Annotated in this window: 16 protein-coding genes and 1 pseudogene; 7 read left to right on the forward strand and 10 right to left on the reverse strand. The window is 35.5% G+C overall.

Annotated elements, in window-relative coordinates:
- Nucleotides 1-17 precede the first annotated feature (17 nt).
- Complete coding sequence (locus tag BLS02_RS00980; RefSeq protein WP_092491102.1) at nucleotides 18-1,049, forward strand: DUF3231 family protein; 1,032 nt, start codon at nucleotides 18-20, stop codon at nucleotides 1,047-1,049.
- A 163-nt stretch (nucleotides 1,050-1,212) separates the two neighbouring features.
- Here BLS02_RS00980 and sda read toward each other — a convergent pair whose 3' ends face one another.
- Nucleotides 1,213-1,407 (reverse strand): sporulation histidine kinase inhibitor Sda, encoded by a 195-nt coding sequence (sda, locus tag BLS02_RS00985; RefSeq protein WP_092491103.1) that lies wholly within the window; start codon nucleotides 1,405-1,407, stop codon nucleotides 1,213-1,215.
- Between the two features lie 14 nt (nucleotides 1,408-1,421).
- Between sda and BLS02_RS00990 the strand changes: the two are divergent.
- Both BLS02_RS00990 and BLS02_RS00995 read left to right on the forward strand, forming a co-directional pair.
- Nucleotides 1,422-2,060, forward strand: a pseudogene (locus BLS02_RS00990) (SpoVR family protein); the annotation flags it as partial.
- Nucleotides 2,061-2,568: 508 nt separating this feature from the next.
- The gene (locus BLS02_RS00995) at nucleotides 2,569-3,591 is read left to right on the forward strand and encodes a DUF3231 family protein (RefSeq protein ID WP_254788692.1); all 1,023 of its coding nucleotides are present in this window, start codon (nucleotides 2,569-2,571) and stop codon (nucleotides 3,589-3,591) included.
- Nucleotides 3,592-4,497: 906 nt separating this feature from the next.
- On the opposite strand, the gene BLS02_RS01005 is transcribed toward BLS02_RS00995, so the two are convergent.
- A complete protein-coding gene (locus BLS02_RS01005) occupies nucleotides 4,498-5,856 on the reverse strand; it encodes a TrkH family potassium uptake protein (protein WP_092491106.1) in 1,359 nt (452 codons plus the stop codon).
- 298 nt (nucleotides 5,857-6,154) lie between these two features.
- Between BLS02_RS01005 and BLS02_RS01010 the strand changes: the two genes are divergently transcribed.
- The 3 genes from BLS02_RS01010 to BLS02_RS01020 all read left to right on the forward strand — a co-directional run bounded on the left by BLS02_RS01010 (nucleotide 6,155) and on the right by BLS02_RS01020 (nucleotide 8,856).
- Nucleotides 6,155-6,814, forward strand: a complete 660-nt coding sequence (locus BLS02_RS01010; RefSeq protein WP_092492190.1) for a potassium channel family protein — start codon at nucleotides 6,155-6,157, stop codon at nucleotides 6,812-6,814.
- Nucleotides 6,815-6,818: 4 nt separating this feature from the next.
- A complete protein-coding gene (locus BLS02_RS01015; protein ID WP_092491107.1) occupies nucleotides 6,819-8,144 on the forward strand; it encodes a TrkH family potassium uptake protein in 1,326 nt (441 codons plus the stop codon).
- 73 nt (nucleotides 8,145-8,217) lie between these two features.
- A complete protein-coding gene (locus BLS02_RS01020) occupies nucleotides 8,218-8,856 on the forward strand; it encodes a potassium channel family protein (RefSeq protein ID WP_092491108.1) in 639 nt (212 codons plus the stop codon).
- A 9-nt stretch (nucleotides 8,857-8,865) separates the two neighbouring features.
- On the opposite strand, the gene BLS02_RS01025 is transcribed toward BLS02_RS01020, so the two are convergent.
- Genes BLS02_RS01025 through BLS02_RS01040 form a run of 4 tightly spaced genes read right to left on the reverse strand, consistent with a single transcriptional unit; the run spans nucleotide 8,866 to nucleotide 11,137 of the window.
- On the reverse strand, nucleotides 8,866-9,288 hold the full coding sequence (locus tag BLS02_RS01025) for an NUDIX hydrolase (protein ID WP_092491109.1): 423 nt from the start codon (nucleotides 9,286-9,288) through the stop codon (nucleotides 8,866-8,868).
- A gap of 24 nt (nucleotides 9,289-9,312) precedes the next feature.
- Nucleotides 9,313-9,531, reverse strand: a complete 219-nt coding sequence (locus tag BLS02_RS01030) for a hypothetical protein (protein WP_092491110.1) — start codon at nucleotides 9,529-9,531, stop codon at nucleotides 9,313-9,315.
- 55 nt (nucleotides 9,532-9,586) lie between these two features.
- Nucleotides 9,587-10,072, reverse strand: coding sequence for an NUDIX hydrolase (locus tag BLS02_RS01035; RefSeq protein WP_254788693.1), 486 nt, complete (start codon nucleotides 10,070-10,072; stop codon nucleotides 9,587-9,589).
- Nucleotides 10,073-10,132: 60 nt separating this feature from the next.
- The gene (locus tag BLS02_RS01040; RefSeq protein WP_092491112.1) at nucleotides 10,133-11,137 is read right to left on the reverse strand and encodes a serine hydrolase domain-containing protein; all 1,005 of its coding nucleotides are present in this window, start codon (nucleotides 11,135-11,137) and stop codon (nucleotides 10,133-10,135) included.
- A 136-nt stretch (nucleotides 11,138-11,273) separates the two neighbouring features.
- On the opposite strand from BLS02_RS01040, the gene BLS02_RS01045 reads away from it, so the two are divergent.
- A complete protein-coding gene (locus BLS02_RS01045) occupies nucleotides 11,274-11,489 on the forward strand; it encodes a hypothetical protein (protein WP_092491113.1) in 216 nt (71 codons plus the stop codon).
- A gap of 96 nt (nucleotides 11,490-11,585) precedes the next feature.
- Here the strand turns inward: BLS02_RS01045 and BLS02_RS01050 are convergent, their stop codons facing one another.
- From BLS02_RS01050 to BLS02_RS01065, 4 genes are all read right to left on the reverse strand, one after another.
- A complete protein-coding gene (locus BLS02_RS01050) occupies nucleotides 11,586-12,026 on the reverse strand; it encodes a DUF4181 domain-containing protein (RefSeq protein ID WP_092491114.1) in 441 nt (146 codons plus the stop codon).
- A 20-nt stretch (nucleotides 12,027-12,046) separates the two neighbouring features.
- Nucleotides 12,047-13,060: a C45 family autoproteolytic acyltransferase/hydrolase gene (locus BLS02_RS01055; protein WP_092491115.1), complete on the reverse strand. Its 1,014-nt coding sequence runs from the start codon at nucleotides 13,058-13,060 to the stop codon at nucleotides 12,047-12,049.
- Between the two features lie 160 nt (nucleotides 13,061-13,220).
- Complete coding sequence (locus tag BLS02_RS01060) at nucleotides 13,221-14,033, reverse strand: LysM peptidoglycan-binding domain-containing protein (protein ID WP_254788694.1); 813 nt, start codon at nucleotides 14,031-14,033, stop codon at nucleotides 13,221-13,223.
- 298 nt (nucleotides 14,034-14,331) lie between these two features.
- Nucleotides 14,332-14,613, reverse strand: coding sequence for a hypothetical protein (locus BLS02_RS01065; protein ID WP_092491116.1), 282 nt, complete (start codon nucleotides 14,611-14,613; stop codon nucleotides 14,332-14,334).
- Between the last annotated feature and the right edge of the window lie 8 nt (nucleotides 14,614-14,621).

Raw genomic sequence — 14,621 nt, forward strand, 5'->3', positions numbered from 1 at the left:
AAATCGGAGGTAAAGAAATGGACAATCAAACCAAAAGTGAGAAGACGCCTCATATAGCGAAGCTTACAGCTCCTGAGATTGCTAACCTTTGGTCGCAGTATCAAAATGATACGATGGCGATATGTATTTACAAATACATGCTTGAAAACGTTGAAGATGAGTCTATTCGTAGTGTTTTAAAGTTATCTTTAAGCTTAGCGGAAGGGCATATTCCAATCATCAAAGACTATTTTAAAAATGAAAATTTCCCTATACCTCACGGATTTACAGGGGATGATGTCGATTTGACAGCCCCTCGTTTGTTTGAAGATACGATATGCCTAACCTATACCTACGTAATGAGTGTCAACGGGTTAGCTGGATATGCAGCTGCATTAACTACTAATGTGCGACGAGACATAAGGGACTACTTTGTCGATTGTCAAAATGAAACAATGGAGCTTTTCAATAACTCGTTAGATTTGCTATTGGAAAAGGGTATTGTGTCAAGACCACCAACCATTAGCCCTGCCAACTCCTTCAATTTTATTGAAAAACAAGCTTTCATGAAAGGATTACTTGGAGGTGAAAGACCGCTAAGCTGCATTGAGATAAGTCATCTCTTTTGGGATTTAAAAAAAATCGAGTTAAGTAAATCTTTTACAATGGCATTCTCTCAGGTTGCTAAATCAGAAGAAGTAAAAAAATTTTTGTGGCGGGGGTCAGAAATATACACAAAACATAGTGAAATTCTTCAATCTGTGTTGTCATTGGAACAACTCCCTTTTCCTAAAGCAAATAGCTCCGAAATTACCAATTCGACAACTGCACCGTTTTCCGACCGACTTATGATGTACCACAAATCACTATTTGGTTCAACGACGATTGGTTTTTATGGTACGGCTATTGGTACTTCTCAACGCGCAGACTTGGTAGTCCATTACACAAGGCTAGCTTCTGAAATGGGCAAATATATGGAAGATGGAATGAATATTACTATTAAAAACAAATGGATGGAAGAACCCCCCTTGACTGAAGACAGAAAAAAATTATCAAGAAAACAATATTAGATACCAAAAATTGAAAACACTAGAAATGAAATACAAGTTTCTAGTGCTTTTTAATAAAATTAAGCATTGTGCTATTCAAATAAGCATCCACTATTTGAATTAGAAACACCTGTTCATCCTTAAAAAATACCTATAAACTCGGAGACTTGTAAGAAATTATATACTAATTAATTCTCGACTCTATTCTTCTTGTAGTGATTTCATTTAAAAGAAAATAAATAAAATCGCTTTCTAAATTGAATGATTTAGCTTTAAAATATGAATCAATAAATAAATCATTACTTAAATGTTTTATGGCACTCATCTTTTCTACATCCTCTGGTATCTTCTTGTTTTGCTTGTCACAACAGACTTTCATAGAAAACACCTCTGCAATATGAGGGCTGGGCTTCGTATTGGCATCAACGAATTTTACGGGAGATGGATCTAACAACTGATGAAGTAGTGGAGTTTGCCAAGTTGAATGCTGGCGTTGTGCAGCCTTCCAGACAACAGATCAACCCATACTATTTAGGATTAAAAATGTTTGAAAATATTGAGGAACGCTATAATAACCCGACAGAAGAAATGAGGAAGTTAGGTGTTGAGCCTAAATCAGGTAGAGAAAAGATGTTTGAAGTACGTGAAGTTGAATCTGATATTTCCTTTATTCGAAACTATTTAACAAAAGAAATAGTGCAAGAAGAAGATATGTATTTGTTTGAAAAGCAAGGCAGAGACTACCGGATTACCGAAAAGGATTATGAGAAAGTCAGAGATCAGCTTATCTCGATGAGGATCAACGGCGGCTTCCCGTATATACAGGTTGAAAACGGAGATTACTTGCGAAATGGTGAGCTTTATCTAGTCCATGGCTACGAGGGAATAGAGCTTGATTTAAAGTATTTGGAAAATGTAATACCATACATCTATCAGCTATGGGGTCGTGATGTGCATATGGAAACCTATGTGGAGGAAAAACAGGTTGTATTTTCGTATGATGGCAATAAGATGCACAGGCGTTTTGTATGAAATGAAAGCCGGAGCTATGATTGAATATCTCCGGCTTCTTCAATTCACTAACTTTAACAACACAGGGGCAACTTTAAAACTTAAAATTGCTTAACTCAGCTTCCTTCTTGAGCTAACCTACTTTGTTCGTACGATAAGAAAAAGAAGCTTCGTAAAGACTCCTTCTTTAACTCGTGCACCCGTTAGCTTTACTCACTACTTTTCTTGAGACTGTAATATCGCTATTTTTTGCGATTTGGGATGCTTACAGTGATGCAAACGGTAAAAAAAGCACCCTTAGCATTTCTTTCGTTACAAGTGGTCTTACTTTTATGGCAACGTTTAAAGTAAACGGAATATTACTCGGACCAATTTGGTTACCAATGTTTTCATTACCCTTCGAAATACTGATTGGGGTTTTTATTAGGTTTATGAAGCTTTCATAACAAAGAATTATAATGGTGTAATAATCTTTACAGGGTTGGGAAACATACTTGTTAAATCTATATTTGTAATGGAGGGGAAAAATGTGAAAGCTCCCAAAACCAGCCATAAAAATGAACTTACATCAGCAGAAATCGCAAACATTTGGTTATCATATCAGAATGATACGTTATCAATTTGTACCATAGGGGCTTTTTTGTCTCATGTTGAAGATAAAGAAATCCGTTCTGTTCTTGAACTTGTAATGAAGCAAGCCCGGGCACATGTTAAAAAATTAAAATCATTTTTCACGGAAGAACAACTTCCCATTCCTGATGGTTTTTCAGAGGAAGTAGATGTTCATAAAGAAGCCCCACGTTTGTACACGGATGATTTTTATCTATTCTACATTCAAAATATCGGAAAAATCGGTTTGAAAACTTACTCATTGGCTTTGTCAAATTCCGCTCGTTTGGATATGTGTGAATACTTTACCGAATGCTTACACGAGTCAACAAAAGTGCTTAACAAAGCAACAGAAATCATGTTGTCCAAAGGAACATTCATCAGAGCACCTTATATTCCAGCACCTAAAAAGGTGGAATATGTCCAAAAAGAACGTTATCTTGCAGGATGGTTTGGTAATCGCAGACCTTTAAATGCTATTGAAATGTCAAATATTTATTTTAATTTGATACAAAATCAGTTAGGTCGAACCCTAATTATGGGATTTAGTCAAGTGGCAAAGTCCCAGCAAGTTCGTGATTACATGGTAAGAGGAAGAGATATTGCAGATAAGCATGTTGAAACTTTTGGTTCTGTATTAAGCAAAGACCTTCTTCCATCGGCAAGCTCATGGAGTATTTTACCTACGGACTCCAGTGTTGCCCCTTTTTCAGATAAACTGATGATGTTTCATGTTACTGCTTTAAATTCTGCTAGTATTGGACATTATGGACAAAGTATGGGAATGAGCCCAAGACATGACCTAGGAGCGCATTACGTTCGACTAACTGCAGAAGTTGCGAAGTACGCAAATGATGGAGCAAATATTATGATCGAGAACGGTTGGATGGAACAACCACCACAAGGACCCGACCGTGATGAGATAGCTAGAACTAATAAGTAATTATTAAATTACTGCTGATTAAACTTTTATCAGAAAAATTTTTTATAAATATATAAGCTCTCCGAAGCAAGCTTACGAATACGAACGGCTTATACTTGGGCGACATATTAAGGATTTCTTTTAACCATCGAATGCACGTGGGGAACCTTTATCTCGATTGAGATGTTGACTTCCATTAGTTTCACCCTTCAGTGAGAATTGGATTTTCTGATACCATAGGACCACTGCACCTGTTCACGTCTAGCTTTGCCGGAGGAACAGGAGCTTTATGGTCTGGCCCCTAATTATCACCTTGTATTGGTTTTACAGAACTTGCTCTATTTTGTAAATGAAAACTTGCGTAAGGGCTTATTTTGAAATACTCATAATATCTCTCTGGCATCAAAGAATTTTACGAGAAATGGAACGACTGATGAAGTTTTCTAAATGGATGTACACATGGAAACCTATGTGGAGGAAAAACAGGTTGTATTCTCGTATGATGGGAATAAGATGCACAGGCGTTTTGTGTAAAATAAAAGTCGGAGATATGATTGAATATCTCCGGCTTCTTCAATATAATGACGTTAATTTTATAATTCAAAATATGTTTAACTCATCTTCCTACGGTGTAGGTTAACCAAATAGTAAACTAAACCATAAGTATGTCATTTACATACATACTTATTATCTATTATCCTGCTTCCCCATTTGTAAGTGGACAAAAGATTTACTATACCATTTTACTGCTCATAATAACGCCTAAGATAATAAATACTAATTTGACAATAATGCTATAGATATTCGGATGTGTCTCTATATAAAGAATGTGAAAATTACTAATAATTAACAATAATGAAATTCTTGATAAAACAGTACCAACAAATAAACCTACTAGGCCACCAACTAGCGCATTTTTTATACCCATTAGCCGATAATCACCTTCTCTTTAGGATAGTGATATAAATCCCTTGTTTCTTTACCTCTCATGAGAAACAAAAATGAGAATATCCCAATTCTGCCTACAAACATCATAAAAATGATGACACATTTACCGATTGTGCTTAACTCTGAAGTGATTCCCATGGAAAGTCCAGTTGTCCCAAAAGCTGAACAAACCTCAAAAATTATTTCTATTATTGGGAAAGGCTCAATGCTAGCTAAAAAAATAATTGCGGTTGCACAAAGCATAATTGCCGTTGTAATTACAATGAAAGATCGATTAATATCATCTGGATCAATTTCTCTTCCATACACCTTAATACTGGATTTACCTTTAGCATGATTAAGAATTGCTAATAACATAATAGCGAATGTTGTGGTTCTAATTCCCCCACCAACACTACTTGGAGAGGCGCCGATAAACATTAAAATACAAATAACTAACAATGTAGGAATTGTAAAGTCACCAACATCCATGGTAGCTAAACCGCCATTTCTTGTGGTAACGGATTGAAACAGGCTATAAAATATTTTCTCATGCCATAGCTTGTCAGCTAAAAAGGCGTTACGTTCTAATACATAAATTACTAGCCAGCCAGCAAGTAGGAGACTAAAAAAAGTGAAACTAGTTATTTTTGTAAAAAGGGAGAAATGATACTTATTATTAATATCCCGGTAATTCCCACTAAGTAAATCCTGCACCTCTATTAGTACAGGAAATCCAATTGCTCCTAAAATTAGCAGAATCATGTTTATAAATTGCACAAAATAATCATGCGCAAAAGGGATTAGTGAAGATCCGGTTATATCAAATCCAGCATTAGTTGTCGCGCTCACAGCTCCAAAAAATCCCTGTAACAAAGCTTCCTGCCATGTGTCAAAGTAACTCAAAAAATATGTGCTCAAAACGATTGTTCCGAACAATTCAATGATAAGTATTATTTTAAAAATACTTATCATTAATTTTACTAATCCAGAAAACGTGGTTCTATTTTGATCAATTTTAATTAACTGTCTTCCCCGAAGTCCAACTTTCTTTCCAAGTATTATCCAAATAAATGTTCCTAAAGTCATAATTCCAATTCCACCAAACTGCAGAATTATTGCAAGAACTACTTTACCAACTGCATTAAATGTTTCCGCAGTTGAAACAACAGTTAATCCGGTAACACTTATTGCGCTTACAGCAGTAAATAATGTATCTATAAAGGACAAGCCTACACCTGTTTGATGAAAATAAGGTATGCTTATTAAAATTGTTGAAAACAAAACTGCAAATAAGTAAAAAAGAACAATGAGATGAATAGTAGATAAACGATTTATAAATAATTTGAATGCTGACATCACTGAAAAACCCCTTAACACGCATTTAAGCTATCCCTTATCAAAAATCATAACTATATCATAAGACTTAACATGAGAAAGCACAATATAAAGTTAGATAGAGTTAAATGATTATTGTTTCCATAATTGATTCTAATAATCACTTCAACTTTTTTCTACCGACTTGATTGAAAGAATCCAATCCAATGCAAAATATATTTGTATGGAAAACACTTAACTTATATTAATTTAAAATTATGTAGATACTGTAAATAACACCCTAACAAGGAAAGGAAGTACCAACTTGAAGCAAAAACCAGTGCGTAAAGAATTTGCAGTAATTGGGTTAGGGCGTTTCGGTGGAAACTTGTGTAAGGAATTGGTGAGTCAAGGTGTTGATGTCCTGGCTTTAGATAAAAGTCTAGAACGTGTTCAAGAATTTTCATCTTTAGTTAGCCATGCTGCAGAATTAGACGCTATAGATGAAGAATCATTAAAAACCGTTGGAATCAGCAATTTTAATTGTGTAATTATCAGCCTTGGCGAGGGTATACAGTCAAGTATTTTAGCAACGCTTATCCTGAAAGAAATGGGAATAGAACAAGTGTGGGTAAAAGCACAGGATGAATATCACGAGAAAGTGTTAAGAAAGATTGGTGCTGATAAGATAATTCACCCTGAACGTGACATGGCGATTCGTATTGCGAACCATATAGTATCAGATAAAGTAACTGATTACATAGAGTTATCTGATAAGTATAGCATTGTGGAAATTATAGCTAGTAAAAAAATTGCTGGAAAGACATTATCGGAACTTGATATACGAGCTAAGTACAATTGTAGTGTGATTGCAATTAAAAGAAGCTCCAACAATATTTTAATCTCTCCTCCGGCTGATACAAAAATTATTGTGACCGATGTATTAATTGCAATAGGGAGTAATAACAATCTTGAACATTTTGAGAATGAGGGAGTGTAGCTAGTTGAATGAGAAAAACATAATAAAAAGATTAGATCCTCCCCAATTCTTATTATTGATTTTTTTGACATTTATATTTATAGGAACTTTATTATTAAAGTTACCCCTTGCTACTACTGACCATATTACTGTTCTTAATGCTTTTTTCACAGCAACATCGGCAATGACAGTTACTGGTCTTATAGTAGTAGATACAGGAACAGCGTTTACTTTATTTGGGCAGATTATAATTCTTCTTTTGATTCAACTTGGAGGATTAGGAATTATGACTTTTGCAGTTTTTATTTTTTTAATGGCAGGTAGAAAGATTGGTTTTAAGGAACATGTATTAATTACCCAATCATTAAACCAAAATTCAATTGGTGGCGTTATTATTCTTGCAAAAAAACTCTTAGCATTTTCTTTAATAGTTGAAACTATTGTATTTACCTTGCTGTCAATCCGTTGGGTACCCATTCTAGGCTGGAAGGGTGGTTTGTTTGCTAGCTTATTTCATTCTATCTCTGCTTTTAATAATGCGGGTTTTTCCACTTGGTCAGATAGCTTATCACGTTTTATTGGAGATCCAATTATTAATATAATTATTACATTTTCATTCATACTAGGTGGTATCGGCTTTACAGTGATCTTCGATATCTGGAGGAAGAAAAAATTTGGAAAGTTCAGCTTACATACAAAACTAATGGTCATTGGTACGATTATAACAAATATCATTTCAATAATATTTGTGTTATCACTAGAATTTGATAACCCAAACACAATTGGTAACCTCTCATTAGGTGATAAAATACAAGCATCCTATTTTCAAGCATTAACACCTAGGACTGCAGGATTTAACACGCTTGAGATAGCTAGTTTAAATGACCCAACCCTGTTCTTTATAATTTTATTAATGTTCATTGGTGCGGGTAGTGCCTCAACAGGTGGTGGGATAAAATTAACCACATTTCTCGCACTTATGCTCTCTGTTAGTTCATTTATTAAAAAGGAGAGTGAAATAAGTATTTTTCAACGAGCAATTACTGATTCAACAGTCGTCCGTTCATTAGCCATTACTGTCATTGGTGTCACTTTTGTTTTTATAGGCATTTTCATTCTGGATATAACTGAAGATGCCTCGTTTATTATGATTGTTTTTGAAGCTGTATCCGCATTTGGTACTGTTGGTTTGTCCATGGGATTAACAGGGGATTTAACTTCGGTTGGTAAAGTGATTATTATTACTATTATGGTCATCGGTAAAGTTGGACCATTGACACTAGCCTTTTCTATAGCAAATCATAAAAAAGTTAATGTTCGATATGCAAGAGAAGAAATATTAACTGGCTGATGGAGTAATTATTTATAGTAGTTATTACTTCTTACATTACAAGTAATATAATAATCAGAAATGTGGTGTAAAAATGGAAAATCACCAAATAATTATTGGTTGGAATGAACGATCCAAGCAATTAATTAAGGAAATTAATGAAAAAAAAGAGGATGAAAAAGTCGTATTAATTGATGCTACTCTAGATAATCCGCCTGAACTTAATTTTACGTTTATAAAAGGAGATGCCTCTAAAAGGGATACGTTGGAACAAGCAAATATCGAACATGCTAAAACAGTTGTTGTGACTTCGGATTTCACTGGGGGTGAAGAGGAGGCAGATCAGTATAGTATTCTAGTTACAATCTCCATAAGGGTAGCTAATCCGAATGTGAAAATCATAACAGAACTTCATACAAAAAAACATGTTGAAAATGCTAAAAGAGCAGGGGCTACAACTATTATTCGAGCTAATGAGTTTATGGGAGGCATATTTTTCCATGAAACGTATACTGATTGTTTAAATAGGTCATCTATTGAACAAATAATCTCCCAACAGTATAAAACTTTGCCTGTTCCTAAACACTTGATCGGAAAACAGTTTAGAGAATGTCAGAATAAATTTTTAGATAAGGATGATCTGCTCATTGGGGTAATTTGTGATGGAAAAATGTCAGTTAACCCTGCTTCTGAAAAAATAATAAACAATGGTGATTTGCTGATTTCAATATAGTATTGATAACTAATTAAGACTATAATTGCTTTTTATGCTGTTAATTAAAATGTTTCTATCTTCAGGAAAACTTAAACAAAGCTCCATTAATTGTTCTAAGTTTTTCCAAGCAATTTCATATATTAAATTATCAGGATCTTGAATTTTTCTGTCCCCACCAACAATCTTTACAAGGAAATAGTGAACCTCGAAAGAAATATTGATTTTCTCATAAATACCTTTTTTCACCTTTATTTCATCAACCACTTCTGCAACATACCCTGTTTCTTCTTTGATTTCCCTAACACAACATTCTTCAAAAGATTCATTTTTTTCTAGTCCGCCTGATGGAACAGACCAAGTTTTATCCTCTTCGGGCTTTCCTTGTAATACCATAAGTAATTCACCGTTTTCATTGATGCATACACCTGACGAACCAAACCATTTTTGCACTTAAAATTCACTCCCCGTTTTTAACTAGGAATAGTTTTTGTTTTTATCGTCGCCTTGTTCATCTTCTTGTTCTTCCTGCTGCACTTCTTCATGAAATTCCTTTCCTTGCCCGTATGATGCTTCCAATGGAGTATAATAACTTCTCGGAATTTTACCCGTAATAGCAATCTTACAGGCAATAAAAATCATTAATATAAGTACAGTTGCCAATGAGATGAATAGAAGAATCGGAAAAATATACATTAAATCCCTTCCCTTTGTTAAAAGTAAATGAGGTTTAGTTCAACTCTTATACTCGTTAGTTTAAGACATTCCAATCTTCAAAAGTATTAGCCTCAACACCTAAATTCCTTGTTCTTAGCCATTCGAAAGCCTTTAAAACTAGTGGTGAAGCATTGTCCAATGAGACATCTTTTTCCGATAGCCACACTGCGCCCAGTGAAACTTGACCATCAAATTGTTCCGGAATGCTCAACAATCCACCTATCTTTTTAACAGAGTAGTAAACAGCTATATGGTGGAGATCAGTAAAATCTTTCCACAGCCAAGGGAGTTTGAAATCTGTGACACCAATGTTAGCTTCAATATCGATTTCAAGACCCGTTTCTTCAAGGAACTCTCTTTTCATTGCTTCGGACAAAGATTCTCCCTCTTCTAAGCTCCCTCCAGGAAGGTCATATCGGTTTATGTACGGACCGCCATTCTTATTTATTACTAGTAGTTTGCCATCCTTTACATATATTCCATATACACCAAAAGCCCTATGATATCTCTTTTCAGACACAATAATCCCTCTCATTCTTGTTCAACTGCCCGTGTTAGTTAAGTACACTTACTTCACAATTTATTCTCGAAAGGTATCAGCTACTAAATTACTAAATTCTCTTAGGTAGTAAAGGTAATTGTCATCACCATAGTTGTATCTCTTGTTATACATTTTAGCTACAACAACATTGTATTCTGGAATCACTAAAAGAGTTGGTCCTGTTATTCCTAATATTTGATAAGAACCCTTAGGGACTCTTTCCCCAATCTCACTGTAATCGGCAGGATTTCCTTGTACATACCAAAACAGTCCATTTTGTGGGAGGTTAATATTTTTGAAGATAGGGCTTTGAATTTGAGTTGCGGTTTCTATCACTTCTTTTGGAATGATTTGTTTCCCATTCGCAAAGCCTTTGTTTAAATGGAAGTTCCCCCATTGTGCAAACTCTGATGCAGTCGTATGAAGGTTTGATTCAGTACCATTATTGGAACTGCCCAACTTATATGAACCATCTTCATCTGGATTAATAATTTCTTTTACTAACGCTTCGTTCTCCGTAGTTTGCCAGACTGTTTTCGATAAACCTAAAGGTAAAAAAACTCTCTCATTTAAAAGTTCTGGAAAACTCTTATTAAAAAGTCTATTTACCAACCAAGTGATCATTAACACATTTATTCCTCTATAAGCCCAGCCATTACCTGGTTCAAACTCTCTAAAAATAGTGCCATCATTTTTTTCGTGCAAACCGTGTGAATGAGTTACTAAATGCCGTAATGTGGTTTTTCCAAGTAGTTGTTCATCTATTTCTTCAAAATATTCAATTGCATAATCATCAAGGCTTTTTATTTTTCCTTCATAAAGAGCATAAGCCACTGCTAATCCAAGATAGCTTTTTCTTGCAGATGCTACGTTAAATAGCGAGGATGAATTGATTGGAGCTGCTTCAGTAGAATTAGAATGATAACCACTATAATGTTCCAATATTACTTTGCTATCTTTAAGGATATATAATGAAGAAGCGCTACTCTTGTTTTTTTCTTTTATATCCTCAACCCAACCAATTAATTTTTCAAGCTTCTTCATTATAATTTCTCCTTTTTTCCTTCACAATCTCGTACTTATTTCAGCAAAAATAATCAGAAAAACTTGTAAAATCATCGAATTCTTTTCACAGATTGTGTTATAATACGAACAAACGTTCTTAAAAGGTGGTTTGAGAATGAATGGATTAATCCAGCGTTCAATTGATACTAAGGAAAAGATTGTTATCTTTTATATTGATTATGAGAATAACGTAACTGCGCGTTATATCCGTGTAATCAATTATAATGATGATAAAATTCTTGCCTACTGTTACTATCGAAGACAAGTGCGCACATTTAAACGTAATAACATTCTTTCTGTTGGGCCAGCTAGAAAACAAATGGAGGCGTAGACATGCGTGAAAACGATCGATTAGGCTGGGAAAAGTTAAGCGAAGATACACCGGCATGTGTGAAAACAGTCAATTCAAATAGCTAGGGCTTTACTGTCATAACAAATCAGGAAACAATCCAAATCCTCCAGACTGAAATGCGAAGTAACCAACAAAAAGCACAAATATTAATTGGAAGATAGTATACAGGTAATCATTTTGTCCTTTTTTATACTTCCATTCGATGATTGCTCGAAATACCTCTTGCAAGAATAAAAATACCATCGATACCATAAAGACTGCCAATGAATTATTGATAGGTAAGTTTGGATGGTCGTAAAATATAATGGCTGCAACAATTGTTGCAATAACAGTTAGTGTTACAATAATTGAATCACCTTTTTTATGTAAATCATTCACATGAGTTTGCGAAAAGAATTTGGTTCGTTTAACTTTAAGTATTTTTCGCATAATCGTATTAAAGATAAATATTATTAGAGATAGTATGACTATCAGCACGATCAACTTCCCAAATATCGGTTCCTGTCCCGGGTACATAAAAAATCACTCCTATCCCCTCATTCAATAATTCCCTGTAAATTTTGGTCACGAATAGCTTTGCCAGCAACCCAATCATCAAAATTAATATCGATTATCTGACTGCTTTGGGCAATGGCAGTCAATAGTCTTGAATCCTTGAAATCATAAGCAAATGTGTGCAGCGTTCCGAACAGCTCTTCATAGTCCGTATAAAACAGTGGGGATTTCTTATCTCGAAAATGATCAAAAGCCTCCTGCTGTGTCAGCTGTTCATTCTTTATGCTTTGTATATATGTATGGCGTTTCTCTGAGTTATTTATGACTGATCTATTATTGTGTTGCTGTGATTTATCCTGAAAGTGGTTCACACATGTTAAATAGGACTCGTCTTTTCGCACGATAACACTGTCTGGACTTGCTTCCACAACCGCAATATTACCTTTTTTATCACCCATGGAAAAATTGTAACAGGCAGCATGCGGAATTTCTCGCAGCATTTCGATTGCATCTGTGACGGTAGAACATGTATCAAGTACCATCCTGATTGTAATCCATGCAGAAATTCCCTCTGTATAACCGTTGTTGCTCACAAAATGCAAACCTACTACCAGTCCGTGCTGGTTGACAGCATCATGCCTGCCAAGAACCTGCAGATTATAGCCTGCTGATGCAAACCCTTCTTCAGGCTGAATTAAGCTGAAATAGCCATCATAGAGAGCAGGCGAGAAGTCATAGTTTCGTACATAATACGCATTTGTCACCATCGCCGAACAACCCATTGCTTCTGGTCTGGGGACATCAAATCCGCTGAATAGTGCAGCAGCTTTTTGCCACGGGATTTGCGCTCCTTCTGCCAAACCTTCAAGTTCTTCCAATAAATGAGGTGAAAATGTTGAATAAATGGCTTTCATATTCGTAACATCTATCTGTTCACGAGTTATATTTTCAAAGATATCTATTATAGGCGTACCAGCTATTTGCTGTCCCAAATTCAAGCCTATTTTATATGAACTGCCCCGGTGCTGAAATATATTCACATTAAAGTCGGACATAACGATTCTCCTTTATAAATAAAATCGCCAACGATATATTTCGATAAATTCCAATCGAATTCCTTCATTCAATACGGATTAACAAGCAAAAAGTTTCCATATAGCTGCAAATCGACTAACTATTAGAAAAGACGCATGATCACCCCATGCGTCTGCTACCTTATACAGAATTGAAATTCACCTTCACCTGTACCAAATCCTGTATTTCATTATTTCTTGGGCTGCGTGTATATACCCAAACCTCCCCGGTGCTTGCGATTGGCTGCCTGTCAAAAGGTAAAGTGCTTTCAAACCTTCCATATGCCGGTGCTCCTTGATCCGCCATTACAGATCGCTCTTCAGAAACGATTACACCATTACTATCGCGGACCTGATGCAGGACATTCGCTTCAAAAGCCCGTGCATATCCTGTTACCCGTTGTCCGCTTTGAATGACGGTTCCAGGTAAAGGGTCCATCACCGCAATATTTTCTGACGTTTCAAGCGGTATAATCAGCGCATATCCTGGCCAGATGGTTGTTGGTGAAAAACCTGGTCGATCCAAATTAGCGCTAATAATGTTGGCTCTTGGAATACCAAATCGTTGTTCCATTTGATAAATCGTGTCGCCTGGTTCTACAATGTAAATAAATGCAGGGACAATTAACGGCTGCCCAGGAAAAATCAAGCCAGGATCCTGAATATCTGTGTTGATTCCAGCAATCAGCTCGATAGCTGTTGAGAACCGTAGAGCAATTCGATTAAGCGTGTCACCAGGCGCCACTACGTAAAATGTGGAGATGTCATTTGTTGAATTTGATGGGACGACCAACAACTGTCCAGGAAAAATCAGATCAGGTGTGGTTACGGGAGGATACAGATAATTAGCATCTGCAATTGCCTGTGGCGTACTGCCAAACCGGTCAGCAATGGCATATAATGTGTCGCCTGGCTGTACTTGATAAATAAAATATGTGCCTGTTGCAATACTCAAACATATCACCTCCTAATGTGATGAAATCTGCTTATATAATACGTAACAAGCGGGCGAATGTGTATAGTGTGTTGGCAGATTAAAGGAGCGGGGTAAATTACTGGTTCCGTTTCCTATCACATAATTCAGAATTACACTTTTAAATGTAACTGAATTTGTATAACTATTTGCAGTATACTTGTAATTAAAAATAAAAAATCTCGGTTCAGTGAACTGAGATTTTTCCTTGAATTTATTTTCAAATGCTTCTTCAACTAACGCACCCGTTTGTTGAAGATCTCATATAATATTCATTATACTAACAATTGGTCTCTTCAGCTTTTTCTATCTCACCGCTTTGGTCATCTACATAATCAGTACCGAACTCACAATCAGCATCTATTTCCCATTCAACGATATACTCTCCTGAACTATGACTTACTGATTTTATTATAACTTCTCCCATTCCTCCAGAATGGCGTTCCATAACAATTGACTCTGCTTCTTCTTCTGTTATTTTGGGACTTACACTTTTATTTTCACAGGCACTAACAATAAACAATATAAAAACAATCATAATAATAAAGCTGAGTTTTTTCATTTTCTCCC

This window comes from Virgibacillus salinus (assembly GCF_900102415.1).
GTDB lineage: Bacteria > Bacillota > Bacilli > Bacillales > Amphibacillaceae > Lentibacillus > Lentibacillus subterraneus.

Bases quoted from the DNA above. Each gene is read 5' to 3' on its own strand.
- BLS02_RS00980 (WP_092491102.1), top strand. From the start codon at position 18: ATGGACAATCAAACCAAAAGTGAGAAGACGCCTCATATAGCGAAGCTT.
- sda (WP_092491103.1), bottom strand. From the start codon at position 1,407: ATGAAAGTCTGTTGTGACAAGCAAAACAAGAAGATACCAGAGGATGTA.
- BLS02_RS01005 (WP_092491106.1), bottom strand. From the start codon at position 5,856: ATGTCAGCATTCAAATTATTTATAAATCGTTTATCTACTATTCATCTC.
- BLS02_RS01020 (WP_092491108.1), top strand. From the start codon at position 8,218: ATGGAAAATCACCAAATAATTATTGGTTGGAATGAACGATCCAAGCAA.
- BLS02_RS01030 (WP_092491110.1), bottom strand. From the start codon at position 9,531: ATGTATATTTTTCCGATTCTTCTATTCATCTCATTGGCAACTGTACTT.
- BLS02_RS01040 (WP_092491112.1), bottom strand. From the start codon at position 11,137: ATGAAGAAGCTTGAAAAATTAATTGGTTGGGTTGAGGATATAAAAGAA.
- BLS02_RS01045 (WP_092491113.1), top strand. From the start codon at position 11,274: ATGAATGGATTAATCCAGCGTTCAATTGATACTAAGGAAAAGATTGTT.
- BLS02_RS01050 (WP_092491114.1), bottom strand. From the start codon at position 12,026: ATGTACCCGGGACAGGAACCGATATTTGGGAAGTTGATCGTGCTGATA.
- BLS02_RS01055 (WP_092491115.1), bottom strand. From the start codon at position 13,060: ATGTCCGACTTTAATGTGAATATATTTCAGCACCGGGGCAGTTCATAT.
- BLS02_RS01065 (WP_092491116.1), bottom strand. From the start codon at position 14,613: ATGAAAAAACTCAGCTTTATTATTATGATTGTTTTTATATTGTTTATT.